The sequence below is a fragment of the Ruegeria sp. AH7 genome, assembly GCF_056541325.1.
The window spans coordinates 842710-863716 of sequence record NZ_JBQFYF010000001.1; the positions used below are offsets into that span (position 1 = coordinate 842710).

Sequence of the window (21007 nt, forward strand, 5' to 3'; positions counted from 1 at the left end):
CCGTGTCGCAGCCTATTCAGCCGCGACACGTGTGCCGGAAAGCAGTGGTTTGAGATAGCGCCCTGTGTGGCTGCGCTCGACCTCAGCCACCTCTTCCGGTGTTCCAGTCGCCACGATCTCACCACCTCCATCGCCTCCTTCCGGGCCGATATCAATGATGTGGTCTGCGGTTTTCACAACGTCCAGATTGTGTTCGATCACAACCACGGTGTTTCCCTGATCGACCAATTCATGCAGCACTTCCAAAAGCTTACGCACATCTTCGAAATGCAGACCTGTCGTCGGTTCATCCAGAATATATAGCGTCCGCCCAGTTGAGCGTTTCGACAGCTCTTTCGACAGTTTGACACGTTGCGCTTCGCCCCCGGACAGTGTCGTGGCCTGCTGACCAACTTTGATATAGCCTAACCCAACGCGCGCCAGAGCATCCATTTTGTCGCGGATCGAGGGCACGGCCTTGAAGAACTCCTGCGCGTCTTCGACCGTCATATCCAGCACATCAGCAATGGACTTGCCTTTGAATTTGATCTCCAGCGTCTCGCGATTGTACCGCGCACCTTTGCAGGTTTCGCAGGTGACATAGACGTCTGGCAAAAAGTGCATCTCGATCTTGATAACGCCGTCGCCTTGGCAGGCCTCACACCGCCCCCCTTTGACGTTGAAGCTGAACCGTCCCGGCTTGTAGCCGCGCGCTTTGGCCTCGGGCAATCCCGCGAACCAGTCGCGGATCGGAGTGAAGGCCCCGGTATACGTCGCTGGATTCGACCGCGGGGTGCGCCCAATCGGTCGCTGGTCGATATCGATGACCTTGTCCAGATGCTCCAACCCTTTGATCGTCTCGCAGGGGGCCGGGGTTTGTCGCGCACCGTTCAACCGCATCGAGGCGGTTTTGAACAGCGTCTCAATGGTCAGCGTGGACTTGCCTCCACCCGATACGCCCGTGACACAAACAAACTTCCCCAGTGGAAAATCAGCGGTCACATTCTTGAGGTTGTTGCCCGTCGCCTTGACAACCGAGACCTTTTTTCCGTTACCCTTTCGGCGTTCGGCAGGCACTGCGATTTCGCGCGTTCCGGCCAGATACTGCCCGGTGACCGAGGCCGCATCGGCTGCAATCTCACCTGGGGTGCCTTTGCTGACAACCTGCCCACCATGCACACCGGCGCCAGGGCCAATGTCGAACACATAATCCGCCTCTCGGATGGCTTCTTCATCATGCTCGACCACGATCACGGTATTCCCCTGATCCCGCAGGTTCTTGAGCGTGCCCAGCAAGCGATCGTTATCCCGTTGGTGCAGTCCAATGGAGGGTTCGTCCAGCACATACAAAACGCCGGTCAGGCCCGAGCCAATCTGGCTGGCCAACCGGATACGCTGGCTTTCACCGCCAGACAAAGTGCCACTTGAACGTGACAGCGTAAGATATTCCAAACCAACGTTATTCAGGAATCCGAGCCGCTCGCGGATTTCCTTCAGGATAGCCCGCGCAATCTCATTCTTTTGTACGGAAAGATGGTTTGGCGTATCCTCAACCCAGGCCAATGCCTCTCGGATCGACATCTCAACCACTTGCCCCACATGTAGACCGGCGATCTTCACTGCCAGCGCTTCGGGGCGCAGGCGATAGCCTTCACAGGAGCCACAGGGGCGGTTGTTTTGGTACCGCTCAAACTCTTCCCGGATCCACGCGCTGTCAGTCTCGCGATAGCGGCGTTCCATATTCGGGATCACACCCTCAAAACTGCGCGTGACCTGATAGACCCGCCCACCTTCGTCATAGCGGAACTGGATCTCCTCATCGCCAGAGCCGCGCAGGAACACCTGCTGCACCTTCTTGGGCAGGTTCTTCCACGGCGTGTTCTTATCGAACTCGTAGTGTCGCGCGATGGCCTCGATGGTTTGCAGAAAGTACGGAGATTTGCCCTTCCGCCACGGGGCCAAAGCCCCATCATACAGTTTCAATGTCTGGTCCGGCACAACCAGCCGTTCGTCAAAGAACAGCTCAACCCCCAGGCCGTCACAATCCGGGCATGCGCCGAAGGGGGCGTTGAAGGAAAATAGCCGGGGTTCGATCTCAGGGATGGTGAAACCACTGACCGGACAGGCAAAATTTTCGCTAAACGTGATACGCTCTGGGTTACCTTCACGCGGAGCTGTTTCCAGAACGGCAATGCCATCCGCAAGGTCCAGAGCGGTTCGCAGACTGTCGGCCAGCCGGGTCTCCATCCCTTTGCGGACCACCAGACGGTCGACCACCACGTCGATATCGTGACGGAATTTCTTGTCCAACGTGGGTGGTTCGTCCAGCTCGTAAAAGTCACCGTCGACCTTCACACGCTGGAACCCCTGCTTGCGCAGTTCAAGAAACTCTTTCTTATATTCGCCTTTCCGATCCCGCACGATGGGGGCCAGCAGGTACCCCCGCGTCCCCTCCTCCATCGTCATGATCCGGTCGACCATATCCTGCACCTGCTGAGCCTCGATTGGCAGGCCGGTTGCGGGGCTATAGGGCGTCCCTGCCCGTGCGAACAGCAGACGTAGATAGTCGTAAATCTCGGTCACGGTCCCCACAGTCGAACGCGGGTTTTTCGACGTGGTTTTCTGCTCGATGGAAATCGCCGGGCTCAAGCCGCTGATGTGGTCCACATCCGGTTTTTCCATCATGTCCAGGAATTGACGTGCATAGGCGGACAGGCTTTCGACATAGCGGCGCTGACCCTCGGCATAGATCGTGTCAAAGGCCAGCGAAGACTTGCCCGAGCCCGAAAGGCCGGTGATCACCACCAGCTGATCTCGTGGGATATCCACATCGATCCCCTTGAGGTTATGCTCGCGCGCGCCGCGCACCTCGATATTTTTCAGCTCAGCCATTCTGGCCCCCAACAAACACGTCACTCAGAAATAGGCGAGTGGCGCTGAGTCTCCAACAGAAAAGTTAGAACAAAGGCGGAACTTTTGGATTATTGCCGACACATCCTGACAGGATGCAAGGCAAACACGCAGGGCGCGGCCTGCGCTTTGATGACACTGCGTATACGAAAGAAAATGGCGCGGTTGACGGGGCTCGAACCCGCGACCCCCGGCGTGACAGGCCGGTACTCTAACCAACTGAGCTACAACCGCGCATTTTGGGTCTATGTCCGATCCGTTTGCCCGGATCAAAGGCTGACAGTGATGGCGCGGTTGACGGGGCTCGAACCCGCGACCCCCGGCGTGACAGGCCGGTACTCTAACCAACTGAGCTACAACCGCCCACTGCCCGTTCCCGATGGAACGTTGGGGTGTATTATGACCCCGCCCCGACATCGTCAAGCGGCGTTTTGAAGTTTTTTGACAGAAGCCTGATTTTTCCATGCGGCCCAAATCGAAGGCCCCATTTTCGTGTCTCACACAGCGTTTTCCGAGCAGCTCGGGCTTGCGCAGCCTTTTGGGACGCGATAACAGCACGCGCTATGGGTGATTAGCTCAGTGGTAGAGCGCTTCGTTCACATCGAAGATGTCAGGAGTTCAAATCTCTTATCACCCACCATCTTACCTTTGAAGACTTGTTTAAACCCCGCAGCGGGTTTGCTCGCTAAACCGCTTCCAAAAAAACGAAAAAGGCGGACCTAATGGCCCGCCTCTTTGAATTCTGCTTGAAAGCTCAGTGCGCAGTCGCTGCAGGACCCGCACTTTCCGCAGCTTTGGCAGCGGCAGCGGCTGCTTCCTCAGCGGCCTCGTCCCAATCAATGGGTTCAGGATCACGCACCAGCGCCTGTTTCAGCACCTCCGAGACATGTTTGACCGGGATGATCTCCAGCCCGTCCTTCACATTGTCTGGGATGTCGGCCAGATCCTTTTCATTCTCTTCCGGGATCAGAACCGTTTTGATGCCACCACGCAGCGCTGCCAGCAGTTTTTCCTTCAAACCACCGATCGGCATCGCGTTCCCGCGCAGCGAGACCTCGCCCGTCATTGCGATGTCCTTGCGCACCGGAATACCGGTCAGGACCGAGACAATCGACGTGACCATCGCCAGACCCGCCGATGGGCCATCCTTGGGCGTTGCCCCATCCGGTACGTGGACGTGGATGTCCAGCTTATCGAATTGCGGCGGCTTGACCCCGATCTTCGGCGAGATCGACCGTACGTAAGACGACGCCGCGTCGATGGATTCCTTCATCACATCGCCCAGCTTACCGGTGGTTTTCATCCGCCCCTTGCCGGGCAGTTTCAACGCCTCGATATGCAGCAGATCACCGCCCACGGACGTCCAGGCCAGACCGGTCACAACGCCGATCTGATCGTCCTGCTCGGCCAGGCCATAGCGGAACTTCGGCACACCCAAGAAATCGTCCAGATTGTCCGGCGTCACGGTAACCGAGTCCGCCTCTTTCTTGATGATCTTGGTCAGCGATTTCCGCGCAACCTTGGCGATCTCACGTTCAAGGTTCCGCACACCCGCCTCACGGGTGTAGGTGCGGATGATCGATTGCAGCGCCTCATCGGTCAGTTCAAACTCTTTGGCCTTGAGACCATGGTTTTTGACCTGCTTGCCAATCAGGTGCTGCTTGGCGATCTCGGATTTTTCCTCTTCGGTGTAACCAGCCAGCGGAATGATCTCCATCCGGTCCAGCAGAGGCCCAGGCATGTTGTAGCTGTTGGACGTGGTCAGGAACATCACGTTGGACAGGTCATATTCCACCTCAAGGTAGTGATCCATGAACGTGTTGTTCTGTTCCGGGTCCAACACCTCCAGCATTGCCGAAGCCGGATCCCCACGGAAGTCCTGCCCCATCTTGTCGATTTCATCGAGCAAGATCAGTGGGTTCGTGGTTTTCGCCTTTTTCAGCGCCTGAATGATCTTGCCGGGCATCGAGCCAATGTAAGTCCGGCGGTGGCCCCGAATCTCGGATTCGTCGCGCACACCACCTAGCGAGATGCGAATGAACTCGCGCCCCGTGGCTTTGGCAACGGACTTACCCAGCGAGGTTTTACCCACACCCGGAGGGCCAACAAGGCACAGGATCGGGCCTTTCAGCTTCTTCGAGCGCTGCTGAACCGCCAGATACTCAACGATCCGCTCCTTAACCTTTTCAAGGCCATAGTGATCAGCGTCCAGAATGTCCTGCGCGCGGCTCAAGTCCTTTTTCACACGGGATTTGGTGCCCCACGGCAGCGACAGGATCCAGTCCAGGTAGTTGCGCACGACGGTGGCCTCAGCCGACATCGGGCTCATGTTGCGCAGCTTCTTCAGCTCGCCTTCGGCTTTTTCGCGCGCCTCTTTCGACAGCTTGGTCTCGACGATTTTCTCTTCCAGCTCGGCAACTTCGTTAGAGCCGTCCTCGCCATCGCCAAGCTCCTTCTGAATGGCCTTCATCTGCTCATTCAGATAGTACTCGCGCTGGGTCTTCTCCATCTGAGATTTGACGCGGGTCTTGATCTTTTTCTCGACCTGAAGCACCGACATTTCGCCCTGCATCAGACCATAGACCTTCTCAAGCCGCTCACTGACCGAGAGCGTCTCCAGCAGTTCTTGCTTTTGTTCAACCTCAATGCCCAGATGACCCGACACAAGGTCGGCAAGCTTGGCAGGCTCGGTGGTTTCACCGACTGCGGTCAGGGCCTCTTCAGGGATATTCTTGCGCACTTTTGCATAGCGCTCAAATTCATCCGCCACAGTGCGCAGCAGCGCCTGCGTGGTGGTCACATCGCCAGGAATTTCGGTCAGATACTCGGCACGGGCCTCGAAAAACTGATCGTTTTCAAGGAATTCCGTAATCTGCACGCGCGCCTGCCCTTCGACCAGCACCTTCACGGTGCCATCGGGCAGTTTCAGCAGCTGCAGCACATTGGCCAAAACACCGGCCTGATAGATGCCGTCCACTTCCGGATCATCGACACCGGGGTCGATCTGGCTGGACAACAGAATTTGCTTATCATCCTGCATCACCTCTTCCAGCGCGCGGACCGATTTGTCTCGGCCCACGAACAGCGGCACGATCATATGCGGGAACACCACAATATCGCGCAGCGGCAGGACGGGGTATGAGGAATTCAGAGGCTCTTGCATGCTCTATCCTTATCGTTGGCAAGACGGCTCTGGTCCCTGCTTGAGGCAACCGCTGGCCGTCTCCTGTCTTGGATGGTTAAAGGTGGGGCTGTATGGGCCCTATTTCAACCTCACCATCATGTCTCAGTTCTCAGCATGACCCGAGGCTTTCCGGACTGCAAGGCGCCCGACCGAGATATCCACCGAAATTAGAGCCCTACGCATGCAAAATACGCAGCCAAAATTCAGAACACACGCTGCACGGCACGGGACAGGAAAAATCCGTGGCCGTCCTGATTGCGGCATTCCAGACCTTTCCGAGAGGAACTGCAGGTAAATCCACCAAACTGGCCCGTGACCCCATATTCCGCACGTTCAAACCCGTCGCGGTTTCGATTCAGCGGCTGGCACAGCATTTCCACAGGGCCGGTATTGAACATCAAGAAATCATGGCCCCAGTCGGATTGGCAGTCCGAAGGCCGCGGCAATGCGGGCTGGCCGGACTTTTCGATTATCGTGCACTGGATATCAGAAGACTCAGCGCCTTCGCCCACCGAACATTGAATATTTTCGGATGGGGTTTCAAAGGTCCAGACATCTGAAATAGCAGGTGTCGCGCAGAAAACGGCTGCACCGAGAAAAAGGCGAAACATAAAAACTCTCCGGGTCACGAACTAAAAATAGCGTTGCTTGAAGTGGTCTTAGACTACCTGAAAACCACGCTATTGTCACCCGAACGGGACGGCTATAGCGGCTCGATATCACCTTGCGCGCGCGTAGCATGAAACTCAGCCTGCCACGCGTCGAAAGTTCCGGCAGCGATCGCATCCCGCATGCCCTGCATGATGTCCTGGAAGTAATGCAAATTGTGCCAAGTCAGCAGCATGCCCGAAATCATCTCATTCGACCGGAACACATGATGCAAATAAGCGCGCGAATAGTTCGAACAGGCCGGGCACGAGCATTCCTCGTCCAGCGGGCGCGGATCATCAGCGTGGCGGGCGTTTTTGATGTTGACGACACCACGCCTTGTAAACGCCTGGCCCGTGCGCCCGGAGCGCGATGGCAATACGCAGTCCATCATGTCGACGCCGCGCGCAACCGCGCCAACTATATCGTCGGGTTTGCCCACGCCCATCAGATAGCGCGGCTTGTCCGTGGGCAGAAAGTCGGGCGCGTAGTTGAGGCAGTCGAACATCGCTTCCTGCCCCTCACCCACGGCCAGACCGCCGATGGCATAGCCTTCGAACCCAATGGCTTTCAGCGCCTCGGCGCTTTCTTCGCGCAGATCCTGTTCCAAACCGCCTTGCATAATCCCAAACAAGGCATGGCCCGGACGGTCACCAAACGCATCCCGAGACCGCTCGGCCCACCGCATCGACAGGCGCATTGACTCGGCGATCCGTTCCCGATCAGCAGGCAGCGACGGGCATTCGTCGAAGCACATCACAATATCCGAGCCCAGCAGGCGCTGGATCTCCATAGACCGTTCCGGCGTCAACTCATGCTTGGACCCGTCTACATGAGATTTAAAAGTCACGCCCTTTTCGGTCAGCTTACGCAGCCCGGCCAGAGACATGACCTGAAACCCACCCGAATCCGTCAGAATGGGCCGGTCCCAGTTCATGAACTTGTGCAGGCCACCCAGCCGGTCGATCCGTTCAGCTGTGGGACGCAGCATCAGGTGATAGGTGTTTCCCAGCAGGATATCCGCCCCGGTTGCGCGCACGCTTTCCGGCATCATCGCCTTGACCGTCGCCGCCGTTCCGACCGGCATAAACGCTGGCGTGCGCACCTCACCACGGGGCGTGTTGATAACACCTGTGCGGGCCTTGCCATCGGTGGCTTTGAGGTCAAATGAAAACGGCTGGGTCATATCATCATCTCAGATCGCGGAACCGGGCAGGCTTTGCCCGATCCGCTGATGCATTGCAACCCGTCAGGGCAGCGAGGCGACCCGGGCCGTGAAGAGGTCAACCACCCCTGCCCCATCCACATCTCGACATACGGTCACGGGTGGACGGCCATCCTTCGGTATTGTCGCGCCCAACGCATCTCCTTCGGTAGTCACCTGCAAACCTGTTTGAACCAAATCGAACATATGGTCATGGGTACAGGCGATCACGGCAGTCGAGTCATGCAGGCCACAGCCATCCAGGCCGCCGATCTCCTTGTAGAACTGCAAATAGAACTTGGAGATATCCCGCAGGAACACACCCATATCGGATGATTTCTGCGACAGCGCCTCAAAATCGGCGTTTTGATACAGCGTTTTCAGCGTCACATCCAAACCCACCAGAACCGTTTCGGGCGGCGCGGCAAAGACCGCATCAGCGGCATGCACATCGTGATAGATATTGGCTTCGGCATGCGGGGTGATGTTTCCGGGGCAATAGACCGCGCCGCCCATGATCACCAAGCGGCCAAGTTTCTTTGAAAACTGCGGGTCCAGCGCTATAGCATCGGCGATATTGGTGAGCGGACCGATGGCACAGATCACCAGTTCACCAGCATGTTCGTGCGCCATTTCGACCAGAAACTCAGCCGCTGTCAGGTCGTGGTTCTGCCCGATCTCGGGGATATCGGTCAGATCACCAAAGCCTTCTGGCCCGTGCACATGCTCGGATGGGCTGTGATCGTCTTTGCCATGAGCCGCGCTCGCGCCTTGGGCAACAGGGATATCCAAACCCAATTTGTCGACCAGAAACCGGGCGTTCCGGCTGGATTGGTTGACATGTGTATTGCCAAAAACCGTTGTCAGACCGATCAGGTCAATCTCGGGTGCCGCAGCAGCGTAAGCGATGGCCATCGCGTCATCGATGCCGGGGTCTGTATCAATTATCAGTTTCATTCCGCCCCGATACCGCAGTCAAATGCAGATGCAAAGCGATCACTGTCGTCTTCGCTCAGGCGCTACACTATTTGCATCCAACTGCATTCGCGCCATACCAGAGTTGAAAACGGGCGACTCAATCCCCTAATGTATACTATAGTACACAATAAAAGAGGACAGATATGACAGAAGAGCAGATTATCGGATTGCTTTCATCGAACATTATCTACCTGCTTGGCGCCGTCCTGGTCGTTATCGTTATTCTCAAGGGCATTAAAATCGTGCCGCAATCTGAGAAATACGTAGTCGAACGGTTCGGGCGTTTGCACTCGGTGCTGGGGCCCGGCATCAACTTTATTGTTCCGTTTCTGGATGTTGCACGCCACAAGATCTCGATCCTGGAACGTCAGCTGCCAAATGCAACGCAGGACGCGATTACCAAGGACAACGTGTTGGTGCAGATCGACACCTCGGTCTTCTACCGGATTCTGGAGCCGGAAAAGACTGTCTACCGTATCCGCGATGTGGACGGCGCGATTGCCACCACCGTCGCCGGTATCGTCAGGGCGGAAATCGGTAAAATGGATCTGGATGAGGTTCAATCGAACCGAGCCCAACTGATAAACCGCATTCAGGAAAGCGTTGAAACTGCCGTGGATGACTGGGGGATTGAGGTGACGCGTGCAGAAATTCTGGACGTGAACCTTGACCAAGCAACACGGGACGCGATGTTACAGCAGTTGAACGCCGAACGTGCGCGCCGTGCGCAGGTGACCGAGGCGGAAGGTCAAAAACGCGCGGTAGAGCTGCAGGCAGATGCTGAACTTTATGCCGCCGAGCAATCGGCCAAAGCGCGCCGCATTCAGGCCGATGCCGAAGCCTATGCTACCGGTGTCGTGGCCAAGGCCATTCAGGACAACGGGATTGAGGCCGCCCAGTACCAAGTTGCCCTGAAACAGGTGGAATCGCTCAACGCATTAGGCAATGGTTCGGGCAAACAGACTATCGTTGTTCCGGCCAACGCCTTGGAAGCATTTGGAGATGCGTTTAAGATGCTGAAAGGAGCAAAGTAATGGCTGATCCCTTTTGGTTGACATGGTGGATCTGGTTGGCGGGCGCCTTGGCGCTCGGCATACTGGAACTGGTTCTGCCCGGGTTCATCTTTCTGGGCTTTGCAATCGGAGCCGCGATCACAGGTTTAATTCTGGTCATCCCCGGAGTCGCGCCGTCGCTGCCCATCCTGTTGCTGATCTTTGCGGTTCTATCCCTGATTGCCTGGCTGATCCTGCGTAAGCTGTTCGCGCTGCCGCATGGCCAAGTGAAAACCTTCCAGCACGATATCAATGACTGACACCATTCTGGCATTGCCCGGACGGCATGACTGGACGCTGGGCAGGCCATTCCCTATATAAAAAGTCAGGCAACTGACCCGAGGCAATGATGACCCATCCCAGCGAACAGTTTGAAGGTGCACCCTTGATTGCGCCCTCGACAATCGAACATCCTCTATACGATCAAGTGGTGGATGCGTGCCGAACGGTTTATGACCCTGAAATTCCAGTCAATATCTATGATCTGGGCCTGATCTACACAATCGACATCAAGGAAGATAATGCCGTCAAAGTCATCATGACCCTGACCGCACCCGGATGCCCGGTCGCCGGGGAAATGCCAGGCTGGATTGTCGAAGCCATCGAACCCGTGGCTGGCGTGAAAGAAGTTGATGTCGAACTAACATGGGAACCCCCTTGGGGCATGGACATGATGTCCGACGAAGCGCGGCTAGAACTCGGCTTTATGTAATTTGGCCTGAACAGCCTGCTGAAGGCTGATTGTCACAAAACATTAGCTTTTGCGTTACCTTGCTGTGTGTCGGCTGTCACATTGCTGCGGGACATATACGGCGCATCTACAATCGCACAGGTTGAACGTAGTGATGCACTTGGGCCGTGACCAATGCGCCGCCCCCCCGTCGCTCGGCCCCGAATTTGGACCGCTCTTGCCCGAGAGCGGTCTTTTTCATTGTCTAACTAACACTTATGGTATGCCACAAGTCGATCTGATCTCGGCCGCGCGTGCATCAAGCTGTTTGATATAGTCGCCTGCTAACATCTTAAGATGTTTGTTTTCAGTTCCCGTCACCAGACCCAGCAGAGCGCCAGCAGGCAGAATCGAAACAACACTTTCGACCTGCTGATCTTCAGCATGTCGTTTCTCAGCCGCGATCGCGCGTAAATCACCGGGTGCGGTCGCGCAGTTAACTGGATGCCGCTTTGTATCATCGGCAGCCATCGCCGGTTGCGCAACAGCGAAGCAGAGCAAACCCATCAAGATGCTTTTTCTAACTATGTGTTGCACCGTCATCGCGTCTGACCTCTTTCAAAACAGTCTGCTCGCAGGCTAAAGCGACGCAGCCACCGATGACAACCCGCAGCGGAAACAGAAATTGAATGCGCGCTCTCTTGAGCCCGGCCCGTGTCGGGCCTAGATTAGAACAAACGCGCGACGACGGAGACACAGATGTTCGGCATTCCCGGCAAACAAGCCGTGACCATGACGCCCAAGGCTGCAGAGCAGATCACCCGCCTGATGACAACAGGTGGGCATGCCGGTCTGCGCATCGGCGTTAAAAAGGGCGGCTGCGCTGGCATGGAATACACGATGGACTATGTGGATGAGGCCGACCCCCATGATGAGGTCGTCGAGCAAGATGGCGCACGCGTGATGATCGCCCCGATGGCGCAGATGTTCCTGTTCGGCACCGAGATTGACTATGAGGTCTCGCTGCTTGAATCCGGTTTCAAGTTCAGAAACCCGAACGTGGTCGACGCCTGCGGATGCGGCGAGTCAATCAAATTTGACGAAAGCCTGTCTTCGCAGGCTTAGGCCGACTTTAAATGCACGTAGGTTTCGTTGAAGCGTTTCGTCAGGTGCTCACCTGCCGAAATCACCTGATCTGACTCAGGCGGCGCAACATTGGTGTCGTAGGACGGGTTAAAGAACAACGGGACCGAAATCCGTTCATGAGCCCCGCCAACCACCCGATGCTCGGTCGCCTTGACGCGACCTGCGGTCCAGAACTCCAGCATTTCACCAAAGTTGATGATGAACGTACCCGGCGCGGCCTCGACCTTTTCCCAGGTCCCGTCGGGCATACGAACTTCCAGGCCTGCGGTTCCGTCGGTCGCCAGCAGGGTCAGGCAGCCATAATCGGTATGGGCCCCAATACCGAAATCCTTCTCGCCCGCCCAGATAGGCCGCTGCGGATAATAGTTCCCGCGCAGCAGAGCCATTGGTGTGTCAAAGGCCGTGTCGAAACTGTCAGCATCTCGACCCAGGGCCACGGCGATGGCGCGTAGTACCCGCATTGCTACACCACACGCATCCGCATAGTAGGCACGGATGGTCTGCTCGAAGCTTTCCGGTGCCTCGGGCCACTGGTTCGGCGCATAGACGCTTAGTTTGCGCGCGCGATACGGGCTCAGTTCAGGCAGTTCATAGCCGCAATCAAAGACCTCTTTGAAATCCGGGTTGGCGTTCGGATCCACCTGTTCGGATTTCGGCGCGCCCCACCCCCGGTTTGACCCGGTCGCAGCCATATCGACCAGTTTCTTATCCTGCTCAGGCAGCCGGAAGAAGTCGAAGTAAGTCGAAATCACCTGCTGCACCCGTTCAGCGCTCAGCCCGGTATTCCCGATGGTTAAAAAACCCACCTGCCCGATGGCTTGCTGAAGCCGGGCAAGTTCGTCCTTATCGCGGCTATCCAGTTTTTCGAGATCAAGATTATCAATCATGGCGCCCTCACCGAATCACGGCGGACCGTGCCGAGGTGCAGCCGGAACTGCAACCTGAATTGTAAGCTCCGATCAACGGTGCTATCCGAAAGGCAAATCGCGGATCTAGCAGGAGAAACGGATATGCGGCGCAAGCTGGCGGCGGGAAACTGGAAAATGAACGGAACCGGCGCGGCCCTTGCCGAGCTTGAAGCATTGGCAGCGCGCTATCCAACGCCCGAAGTCGATATCTTGATCTGCCCGCCAGCCACGTTGCTAGAGCGTGCTGCGACAACCGTCGAAAGTTCTGGTGTGGCCGTTGGTGGCCAGGATTGCCACGCGGAAAGCACGGGGGCACACACCGGCGACATCAGCGCCGAGATGCTGCGGGATGCGGGCGCCTCAGCGGTGATCCTGGGCCATTCGGAACGCCGTGTGGACCATGGCGAGCAAAATGAAGATATCCGCGCAAAGGCCCGTGCTGTCATGGACGCAGGGCTGCAAGCCGTCATCTGCGTCGGTGAAAGCTTGGAACAGCGCGAAGCGGCCAACACGCTGGACATCATTGGCGGTCAGATGTCAGGCTCGATCCCCGATCAATCCACTGGCGAGAACCTGATCATCGCCTATGAACCGATCTGGGCCATTGGCACCGGCAAAGTTCCAACGCTGGACGAGATTGGGGCCGTACACGATTTCATTCGTGCCCGTCTTGAACGCCGATTTGGCGAGGGTGTCGGCCGTTCAGTGCGCGTGCTTTACGGTGGCTCAGTCAAGCCGTCGAACGCAGCTGAGATATTTGGCGTTTCGAATGTGGATGGCGCGCTGGTGGGCGGCGCAAGTCTGAAAGCAGATGATTTCTCGGGCATTGTCGACGCATTGTGTGCGATGTGAGACGGATGTTACTCAGCGATATCTTCCGCCCAAAGCTCGGGCTTCTCCGCGATAAACCGCTTCATCAAGTCGATACATTCTGGGTCTTCGGCTAAGACAACCTCAACGCCGCGTTCACGCAGAAACGCTTCATTACCGCCAAAGTTCTGAGTGTCCCCGATCACTACGCGTGGGATTCCGAATTGCACGATGGTGCCCGCACACATCATGCAGGGTGACAAAGAGGTATAGAGGACCGTATCGCGATAGGTCTTCTGTCGCCCCGCTTTGCGCAAGGCATCCATTTCGCCATGGGCGATCGGGTCACCACGCTGCACCCGTTGGTTGCGCCCTCTGGACACAACCTCTCCACCCCGGGCTAACACCGACCCGATGGGGCAGCCACCTTCGTCAAACCCCGCTTTCGCCTCATCATAGGCAATGCGCAGTAGGCGCATGTCGGTGTCTGTCATCATGTCGAGCAAACCTCCTCGGATCGGTGTTTTGTAAGCAGCGTGACGAATACAGATGCAGGCGTCAACGCCGCCATCACGCCAGCTTCATAGTTACGATCCCCGCAATGATGAGGGCCGCGGCCAACAAGCGCATAGGAGTCAGCGCTTCACCCAACACGGTGACGCCAACCACAAACGCGCCAACCGCACCAATACCGACCCAGATCGTGTAAGCGGTGCCTAGCGGCAGGTCTCGCATCGCCAGCGACAGTAGTCCAAACGACCCGATCATCGAAACGCCCATGATCGCGGTCGGCCACAGCCGTGTAAAACCAGCGGATTGCTTCATCGCACCCGCCCAAACAATTTCTAGTATTCCGGCAAAAACAAGCATAATCCATGCCATGAGGTGACCCCATATCAAAGCGGGCCGTCCCGCATGATCTGCCCGTGGTGGGGAGGTCGTCCTCTGAAACAGAGATATGTATCCCTGTCCCGGGGTTCAAGTCCGGCCGGGCAACATCTGCTGCCCGGCCAGCCACACGCTAGTTCGTTATGATTTCAGGCCCCATGACCGAGTTCGGCAGGAAGGTCGAAATCCACGGTATATACGTCACCATGATCAGGAAGACGAACAGCACCGCCAGGAAAGGCAGCGCAGCCTTCACGACGCTCATCATCGGCATGCCGGCAACGCCAGAGGTCACGAACAGGTTTAGACCAACCGGCGGTGTGATCATCCCGATCTCCATGTTCACCACCATGATGATGCCCAAATGGATCGGGTCGATGCCCAGCTCGATAGCGATCGGGAAAACCAAAGGTGCAACGATCACCAACAAGCCCGAAGGTTCCATGAACTGACCACCGATCAGCAGGATCACATTCACCACGATCAGGAAGGTTACAGGACCCAAACCAGCAGACAACATCGCCTCGGCAATGTGCTGCGGCACCTGTTCGTCAGTCAAAACATGCTTCAGGATCAGCGCATTGGCGATGACGAACAGCAGCGTGACGGTCAGCTTACCAGCCTCGAACAGCGTGTGCTTGGTGTCAGGATGGAAGAACGCTGTGATCAGCGCGTGGGGCTTCTTGAACAGCGAGATATTCGCAGTCCCTTCTTCCGTGCTGAGCGGCCCCATATCCTTGTAGACAAAGCTGGCAATCAAGAAGGCGTAGACAGCGGCCACGGCTGCGGCCTCGGTTGGTGTGAAGATACCACCATAGATACCGCCCAGGATGATCACGATCAGGAACAAGCCCCAGCCTGCCTCGCGCGCCGAGACGAAGATTTCGCCCCAGCCCTTCCAATCGCCCTTCGGCAAATTCTTAACCTTGGCCATGACATAGATGGTGATCATCAGCATCAGACCGGCCATCAGGCCCGGAATGACACCGGCCAGAAACATCCGCCCGACCGAAACCTCGACGGCCGCAGCGTAGACAACCATCACAATCGACGGCGGGATCAGAATGCCCAGAGTGCCCGCGTTACAGATCACACCGGCGGCAAATTCCTTGGAATAGCCAACCTGACGCATCCCGGCGATGACAATCGAGCCGATGGCAACCACGGTCGCAGGCGACGACCCTGATAGTGCAGCAAACAGCATACAGGCAAATACACCCGCAATCGCCAGACCACCCGGCAGATGCCCCACACAGGCAATCGAGAACCGGATGATCCTCCGCGCCACGCCACCTGTTGTCATGAAGGACGAAGCCAGAATGAAGAACGGGATCGCAAGAAGGGTAAAGTGCCCCTCGAACGCCTCAAACAGCGTTCCTGCGACCGAAGCCAATGAACTGTCGGAATAGATCAGCAGGAACAGGGTCGAGCTGAGGCCCAAAGCCACGGCAATCGGTACACCGATCAGCAGGAGGCCAATGACCATTGAAAAGAGAAGTACGACGTCCATTAGTTGTGCTCTCCTTGCTGAGCCCGGACCTCTTCGATCTCGTCCTCCACCTCGTGACTGGCGACCAGGCGGTCGGTCTCACCACGCCAGATCTGAACGGCGACCTGCGCAAAGCGGATCACCAGCAGCAGCATCGACAGGGGTAGGATGAAGTAAGGAACGACCTTGGGAAGTTTTTCGTAGTATTCGCCGTAGTTGATCAGGCCCTCCAGAAACCGCAGCGGAGCGATCATCGGGATATCGTCAACTTCGTAAAAGCTCTGACTGCGCGCATCAAAATTCAGACCCGTGGGAAACCAGCGGCCTGATGTGGGCGGCAAATCCGCGAACACCGCCCAGTAGTCATAGGACCCTTTCAACAGCAAAAGCGAGAAAATCAGACAACAAGCGACGGCAATCAGCGCCAATACGCGACGCGGTGCCGGGGCCAGCATGTTCAGGATCGCATCAACGCCCAGATGCGCGTGCTTTTTCACCGCATAAGATGCGCCCAGCAGAACCAGCCAGCCGAACATGAACACTGTCAGCTCCAGCGCCCATAGAATGTTAGAATTAAAGAAGAACCGAGCGATCACATTGGCAAACGTCACGGCCGTCATCAGGCCCAGCAGCAATGCAATCAGGGTTTCTTCGATATGGTCGACCAGCCCGGTCGGGCCGGATTTCGCACCAGACATCTTTCTGTCCCCGCAATTTTTGTGATGAGAGTGATAGCGGGCGGGCTTTCACAGCCCGCCCGGCCTGCGCGTCGAATACTCCCCTGTCCCCCGACGCGTGGCCCGATCCGGATCAGAACCCGGCGTTGATCGCCTGAGCGGCGTCGATCTTGTCCTGACCTACGTCACCGGCGAATTGATCCCAAACGGGCTTCATCGCATCGACCCAGGCCTGACGTTGTTCGGGGTTCAACTCGCGGATGATACCACCCGCATTTGTGATTGACGCTTTAGCCTCTTCGTTCACGGCAAAGGCTTCTTTATTCCGCTGCTCGGTCACTTCGGTCAAAATGGTCGTGAATTGGTCACGCACTTCCGGGTCCAGGCTGTCCAGCCAGTCCACCGAGGTCACAACCAGATAGTCGATGATACCGTGATTGGTCTCGGTGATGCCGTCCTGCACCTCAAAGAACTTCTTGCCGTAGATGTTCGACCAAGTGTTCTCCTGCCCGTCCACAACGCCCTGCTGCAGCGCGCCATAGACTTCCGAGAACGCCATTTTCTGCGGGCTGCCGCCAATGGCTTCCATCTGAGCAACCAGAACGTCCGAAGATTGCACACGGAACTTCAGTCCATCCGCATCGGACGGATCAACCAAAGGCTTGTTGGCCGACATCTGCTTCATGCCATTGTGCCAGAAGGCCAGCCCCTGCAGGCCACGGCGCTGCATGCTGTCTTTCATCGCCTGACCATCTGCTGATGCTTGGAACGCATCCACAGCATCGATGTTCTTGAACATGAACGGCAAGTCAAACAGGCGGAACTGCTTGGTGAATTTCTCGAACTTCGACAGCGATGGCGCGGCCAATTGCACATCGCCCTGCAGCATCGCCTCAAGCACTTTGTCATCGTTGTAGAGGGTGGAGTTCGGATAGACCTCCATGCACATCACGCCCTGCATCTCGTCATTGACGCGCTGCTCCAGCAGCGAGGCAGCGATGCCCTTGGGGTGTTTGTCGGTATTGGTCACATGCGCGAATTTAACGACAATCTCGCCGTCATCACAGGCCGCCATGCCTGCTGTGGCGGTTACCGTAAGCGCCATCGCCGTCGCGGCGGTTGCTAGAAGTTTCATCTGTCTTCCTCCCTGACTTCAAAACAGTTCAATAGGTGCCACACGGGCACCGCATGCCGGGCAGTCAAACGAATCAACTCTAACGGCACAACGATTTGATCGACTATAGTCACCCCTCTATTTTTATATTTAATAACAATATTTTAAACTTCATCCCGAACCGCCCCTTTACACAAGGCAACTCGCTTGTGCGAAAATCCGCACATCAGAAATCTTGTATGTGCGGATTTTCGCACGGATTTCGAATCAATTGGTACGAATCGCATTTGATCCCCAAACGCACCGACCGCAGCCCGCTCCAGCGGGCTGCCCGGCCCAACAACTTGCCCGCATGACATGCGGGTTAAGCTGGCGGGAGTACCTGCTTATCTTCGGTAGTCTTCCGGTTTGATCTGGTACCGCGTGAGTTTGTCATAAAACGTCTTGCGTGGCAGTTTCAGTGCTTTTGCCGCATCCGAAGCTTTGCCATTGTGCCGCCCTAACGCAGCAATCAGCAACGATCGTTCGACCCGCGCCATCTGATCGCTGAGCCCAAGCTCAGCCGCTTGCGCCACATCGTCCGGCATCCCCAGAACAAAACGCATCGCTGCCGACATCAGAGACCGCGCATTGCCCGGCCAATCACGCGCCATCAGCGAGGCAAGGTGTTCCGAAGTGATCTCTGGCTCGGGAATGCCTGCCTGTTCAGCCGCTTGCGCTACATAGTGGCGGAAGATGACAGGAATATCTTCAGGCCGTTCTGCCAGTGACGGAATACGCACCCGCATCACATCCAACCGATAGAAGAGATCGGCGTTGAACTGACCCTGGTCTGAAAGCGCTGACAGATCAGCCGTTGTTCCCGCGATAATTCGCGTCTCAGTGCCCTGTTCCATCAGCTCAAGCGCGGCGTATTGGGTTGCCACCGGCAGCGCCGATATCTCGTCCAGAAACAACGACCCGCCGACAGCAGAAGCAGCACTTTGCGCCAGATCATCAGCGCTCAGCCCCGAGGCTGGGCGTTTCACAAACGATCCCTGGGCAACGGGCGACATCAGATGCACCACCTCCGCGACCTTGGATATGCCGCTGCCCGGCGGACCGGTGACCAAAACCTCGGCGCCGGTCATTGCAACATTGCGAACCCGGTCACGCAAAGCCGCTGCCTGCGCGGACAAACCAAACAGCAACCGTGCCGCTGGGTCGCCACGCTCCAACTCGGTTTTTAGCGCACGCTCACGCAGAACTTCACAGCGTGCCGAAAATGCGCGTTCGAGCACGGTCAGCAAATCAGCAGCGGCGCAGGGCTTCTCCAGAAAATCGAAAGCACCCTGCCCCATGGCTTTTACTGCCATCGGAATATCGCCTTCACCTGTCAGCAGGACAACCGGCAGGTCTGGGTCAATCTCATGCGCATAGGCCAACAGATGAAACCCATCCCGCCCCGGCATTCTAATATCTGACAGGATCACACCCGGAAAATCGGCGCGTATATGATCCTTGGCTGCCACAAACGATCCCACGGACAGAGGCTCACATTCCGCCAGCTCCAGCGTCTGTGACAACGCCTCGCGCACCGCCGCGTCATCGTCCACCAAAAGCACTTTGCGCGTCATGCCACCTTACCCTCTGCAAAATGCTCCAGTTCCACGCTGAATACAGCACCACCTTCCGCGTTCGCACCCCGGATATTGCCGCCAAAGCTTTGCACCAATCCGTAAGAGATCGACAGCCCAAGCCCCAAACCTTCGGACGAGCCTACAGATTTTGTAGTGTAAAAGGGTTCAAACAGCTTGTCCGGATCTTCGATCCCCGGGCCTGTATCGCGGATGAACACAACCAGACGATCCCCGTTATCGATCTGAATACTGATCCGTTTGTCCACCTGACCGTCCATGGCATCGATAGCGTTGTTGATCAGATTCACAAAAACCTGCGCCAGACGGACCTCTCCACCCCAGGCGTTCGCGGGATGTGAGGGAGGCGACCAGTCTAGTGTCACCTGCTCCTCTCGCAGGCGAGGCTCGGTCAGTTCGATTGCCGACTGGATGACCTGCACCAGATCGACCTTCCCCATAGGCTCGCTCTCATTACGAGCAAAAGCCCTGAGGTTCTTGATGATCCGCGCCATGCGTGCCGCCATTTCTGAGATACGCCCGAGGTTTTTCCCGGCTTTTTCGCCCTGCCCGCGCTCCATATAAGCCGCGCCATTGTCCGCAAATTGCTGGATTGCCATCAACGGTTGGTTCAACTCATGACTGATGCCTGCCGACATCTGACCCAAAGCGCTGAGTTTGCCGGCCTGAACCAAATCTGCCTGAGCCTTTTTCAGCGCCGCTTCAGCCTCCTGCCGCTCTGCCACTTCGCGCCGAAGGGCCGTATTGGCCGTGGTCAGATCACGCGTTCGTTTCGCCACGCGGCCTTCGAGCACCGTATTTGCCTCGGCCAGCGTGCGCCGTCGCTCGGTTGCCAGAAACAGCAAGGCTCCAAAGGCCAGACAGATCGCTGCAACCGCCGCCGCCTGCAGCCCAGCCAAACGCCGCGCCGGGGCCACGTCCACCAGCACTTCAGCCGTCATGTCAATCACGGGCAGATCAAGTGTCAGATGCAAAGCCCGCCGAGGCAGGTAACGACCCCAGTTCAACGACCATAACTCATGCCCATCCACCCAGGACGTGGCAAAATCAATCGAGGTCCCATCGGGCGGCGTGAGCCCCCGTTGCCCCTCGGCACGTGACCAGAACAAAAGATCGGACCGGTTCGAGATAAAAACAACCCCGTCATTGTCCACAAAAAATACCGCCTCGGTACTGCCGCGCCAGGTCTGTTCCACATCCTGCACATCCGCGACAACCATCAGGGCGCCGACAACCTGCCCGGCGGGGCCAAAACTGGGCGCAGCATAGGAATAGATCCTGTTTCCGCTCTCCGGCTCAACCCCATGCGCGCTGCCCATGGCCCCCTGCAGGGCGCGCCTGAATGCGGGATGCTCGGCCATACTACGCGGCCCCACGGGCTTTGCGGATGCCAGAACCCGGCCCGACTGATCCAGATAAATCATGTTGATCGCGGCAGTCTTGTCCGCCACATCCAGCAGCATCAGACGTGCCGCCAGTTCTTGCTCAGGGGTACTGAGCTCTTGCAGCGTCGGATGGTTCGCCATCAGGACAGCAAGCTCTTGGTAGACCTGCATCTGCGTACTCAACCGGTCAGCCGCCAATTCAAGATCGGCCTCAGCCTTTTGACTCAGCTGCGACAGGGCTTGCCGATACCCATAAGACCAGACAGCCGTCGATAGCAAACCAACCGCCAACAGGAATCCGACAATGACCCAAAGCCTCTGCATGACA

Annotated in this window: 19 protein-coding genes and 3 tRNA genes; 6 read left to right on the top strand and 16 right to left on the bottom strand. The window is 57.0% G+C overall.

The window, feature by feature from the left end:
* Positions 1 to 12: 12 nt before the first annotated feature.
* The 3 genes from uvrA to ACR0JX_RS04310 form a co-directional block, all read right to left on the bottom strand.
* Entirely contained in the window at positions 13 to 2871 is a 2859-nt protein-coding gene (gene uvrA / locus ACR0JX_RS04300; RefSeq protein ID WP_480541671.1) for an excinuclease ABC subunit UvrA, read from the bottom strand.
* Between the two features lie 175 nt (positions 2872 to 3046).
* Positions 3047 to 3123 (bottom strand) — tRNA-Asp (locus tag ACR0JX_RS04305).
* A 52-nt stretch (positions 3124 to 3175) separates the two neighbouring features.
* A tRNA-Asp gene (locus ACR0JX_RS04310) sits at positions 3176 to 3252 on the bottom strand.
* 202 nt (positions 3253 to 3454) lie between these two features.
* Between ACR0JX_RS04310 and ACR0JX_RS04315 the strand changes: the two genes are divergently transcribed.
* Positions 3455 to 3529, top strand: a tRNA-Val gene (locus ACR0JX_RS04315).
* A 114-nt stretch (positions 3530 to 3643) separates the two neighbouring features.
* Here ACR0JX_RS04315 and lon read toward each other — a convergent pair.
* From lon to ACR0JX_RS04335, 4 genes are all read right to left on the bottom strand, one after another.
* Positions 3644 to 6052 (bottom strand): endopeptidase La, encoded by a 2409-nt coding sequence (gene lon, locus ACR0JX_RS04320; protein WP_480541673.1) that lies wholly within the window; start codon positions 6050 to 6052, stop codon positions 3644 to 3646.
* Between the two features lie 224 nt (positions 6053 to 6276).
* Entirely contained in the window at positions 6277 to 6684 is a 408-nt protein-coding gene (locus ACR0JX_RS04325) for a DUF6636 domain-containing protein (RefSeq protein ID WP_480541675.1), read from the bottom strand.
* A gap of 92 nt (positions 6685 to 6776) precedes the next feature.
* Positions 6777 to 7907 carry a tRNA guanosine(34) transglycosylase Tgt gene (tgt, locus tag ACR0JX_RS04330; RefSeq protein ID WP_480541677.1) on the bottom strand — a complete coding sequence of 377 codons (1131 nt, stop codon included), beginning with the start codon at positions 7905 to 7907 and terminating at the stop codon, positions 6777 to 6779.
* Positions 7908 to 7970: 63 nt separating this feature from the next.
* On the bottom strand, positions 7971 to 8882 hold the full coding sequence (locus ACR0JX_RS04335; RefSeq protein ID WP_480541679.1) for a nucleoside hydrolase: 912 nt from the start codon (positions 8880 to 8882) through the stop codon (positions 7971 to 7973).
* A gap of 164 nt (positions 8883 to 9046) precedes the next feature.
* Here ACR0JX_RS04335 and ACR0JX_RS04340 point away from each other — a divergent pair, with 164 nt between their 5' ends.
* From ACR0JX_RS04340 to ACR0JX_RS04350, 3 genes are all read left to right on the top strand, one after another.
* Positions 9047 to 9937, top strand: coding sequence for an SPFH domain-containing protein (locus ACR0JX_RS04340; protein ID WP_480541682.1), 891 nt, complete (start codon positions 9047 to 9049; stop codon positions 9935 to 9937).
* Positions 9937 to 10215 carry an NfeD family protein gene (locus ACR0JX_RS04345; RefSeq protein WP_480541684.1) on the top strand — a complete coding sequence of 93 codons (279 nt, stop codon included), beginning with the start codon at positions 9937 to 9939 and terminating at the stop codon, positions 10213 to 10215. Before ACR0JX_RS04340 ends, ACR0JX_RS04345 begins: the two co-directional genes overlap by 1 nt.
* A gap of 89 nt (positions 10216 to 10304) precedes the next feature.
* Positions 10305 to 10667: an SUF system Fe-S cluster assembly protein gene (locus ACR0JX_RS04350; protein WP_170536990.1), complete on the top strand. Its 363-nt coding sequence runs from the start codon at positions 10305 to 10307 to the stop codon at positions 10665 to 10667.
* Between the two features lie 234 nt (positions 10668 to 10901).
* Here the strand turns inward: ACR0JX_RS04350 and ACR0JX_RS04355 are convergent, their stop codons facing one another.
* Positions 10902 to 11156, bottom strand: a complete 255-nt coding sequence (locus tag ACR0JX_RS04355; protein WP_480541687.1) for a hypothetical protein — start codon at positions 11154 to 11156, stop codon at positions 10902 to 10904.
* A gap of 228 nt (positions 11157 to 11384) precedes the next feature.
* Between ACR0JX_RS04355 and ACR0JX_RS04360 the strand changes: the two genes are divergently transcribed.
* The gene (locus ACR0JX_RS04360) at positions 11385 to 11750 is read left to right on the top strand and encodes a HesB/IscA family protein (RefSeq protein ID WP_170536994.1); all 366 of its coding nucleotides are present in this window, start codon (positions 11385 to 11387) and stop codon (positions 11748 to 11750) included.
* On the opposite strand, the gene ACR0JX_RS04365 is transcribed toward ACR0JX_RS04360, so the two are convergent.
* A complete protein-coding gene (locus ACR0JX_RS04365; protein ID WP_480541689.1) occupies positions 11747 to 12658 on the bottom strand; it encodes an isopenicillin N synthase family dioxygenase in 912 nt (303 codons plus the stop codon). The two genes, ACR0JX_RS04360 and ACR0JX_RS04365, sit on opposite strands and share 4 nt — an antisense overlap.
* 123 nt (positions 12659 to 12781) lie before the next feature.
* Here ACR0JX_RS04365 and tpiA point away from each other — a divergent pair, with 123 nt between their 5' ends.
* Positions 12782 to 13531: a triose-phosphate isomerase gene (gene tpiA / locus ACR0JX_RS04370; RefSeq protein ID WP_480541691.1), complete on the top strand. Its 750-nt coding sequence runs from the start codon at positions 12782 to 12784 to the stop codon at positions 13529 to 13531.
* A gap of 8 nt (positions 13532 to 13539) precedes the next feature.
* Here tpiA and ACR0JX_RS04375 read toward each other — a convergent pair whose 3' ends face one another.
* From ACR0JX_RS04375 to ACR0JX_RS04405, 7 genes are all read right to left on the bottom strand, one after another.
* Entirely contained in the window at positions 13540 to 13986 is a 447-nt protein-coding gene (locus ACR0JX_RS04375) for a nucleoside deaminase (protein WP_480541693.1), read from the bottom strand.
* 73 nt (positions 13987 to 14059) lie between these two features.
* Positions 14060 to 14371, bottom strand: coding sequence for a DMT family transporter (locus tag ACR0JX_RS04380; RefSeq protein WP_170537001.1), 312 nt, complete (start codon positions 14369 to 14371; stop codon positions 14060 to 14062).
* Positions 14372 to 14510: 139 nt separating this feature from the next.
* Entirely contained in the window at positions 14511 to 15887 is a 1377-nt protein-coding gene (locus ACR0JX_RS04385) for a TRAP transporter large permease (RefSeq protein ID WP_480541696.1), read from the bottom strand.
* The gene (locus tag ACR0JX_RS04390) at positions 15887 to 16564 is read right to left on the bottom strand and encodes a TRAP transporter small permease (RefSeq protein WP_480541697.1); all 678 of its coding nucleotides are present in this window, start codon (positions 16562 to 16564) and stop codon (positions 15887 to 15889) included. The genes ACR0JX_RS04385 and ACR0JX_RS04390 overlap by 1 nt, the downstream gene beginning before the upstream one ends.
* Before the next feature lie 112 nt (positions 16565 to 16676).
* Positions 16677 to 17678 carry a DctP family TRAP transporter solute-binding subunit gene (locus ACR0JX_RS04395; protein WP_480541699.1) on the bottom strand — a complete coding sequence of 334 codons (1002 nt, stop codon included), beginning with the start codon at positions 17676 to 17678 and terminating at the stop codon, positions 16677 to 16679.
* 365 nt (positions 17679 to 18043) lie between these two features.
* Complete coding sequence (locus tag ACR0JX_RS04400) at positions 18044 to 19273, bottom strand: sigma-54-dependent transcriptional regulator (protein ID WP_480541701.1); 1230 nt, start codon at positions 19271 to 19273, stop codon at positions 18044 to 18046.
* Complete coding sequence (locus ACR0JX_RS04405; protein WP_480541703.1) at positions 19270 to 21003, bottom strand: sensor histidine kinase; 1734 nt, start codon at positions 21001 to 21003, stop codon at positions 19270 to 19272. Before ACR0JX_RS04405 ends, ACR0JX_RS04400 begins: the two co-directional genes overlap by 4 nt.
* Positions 21004 to 21007: the final 4 nt, after the last annotated feature.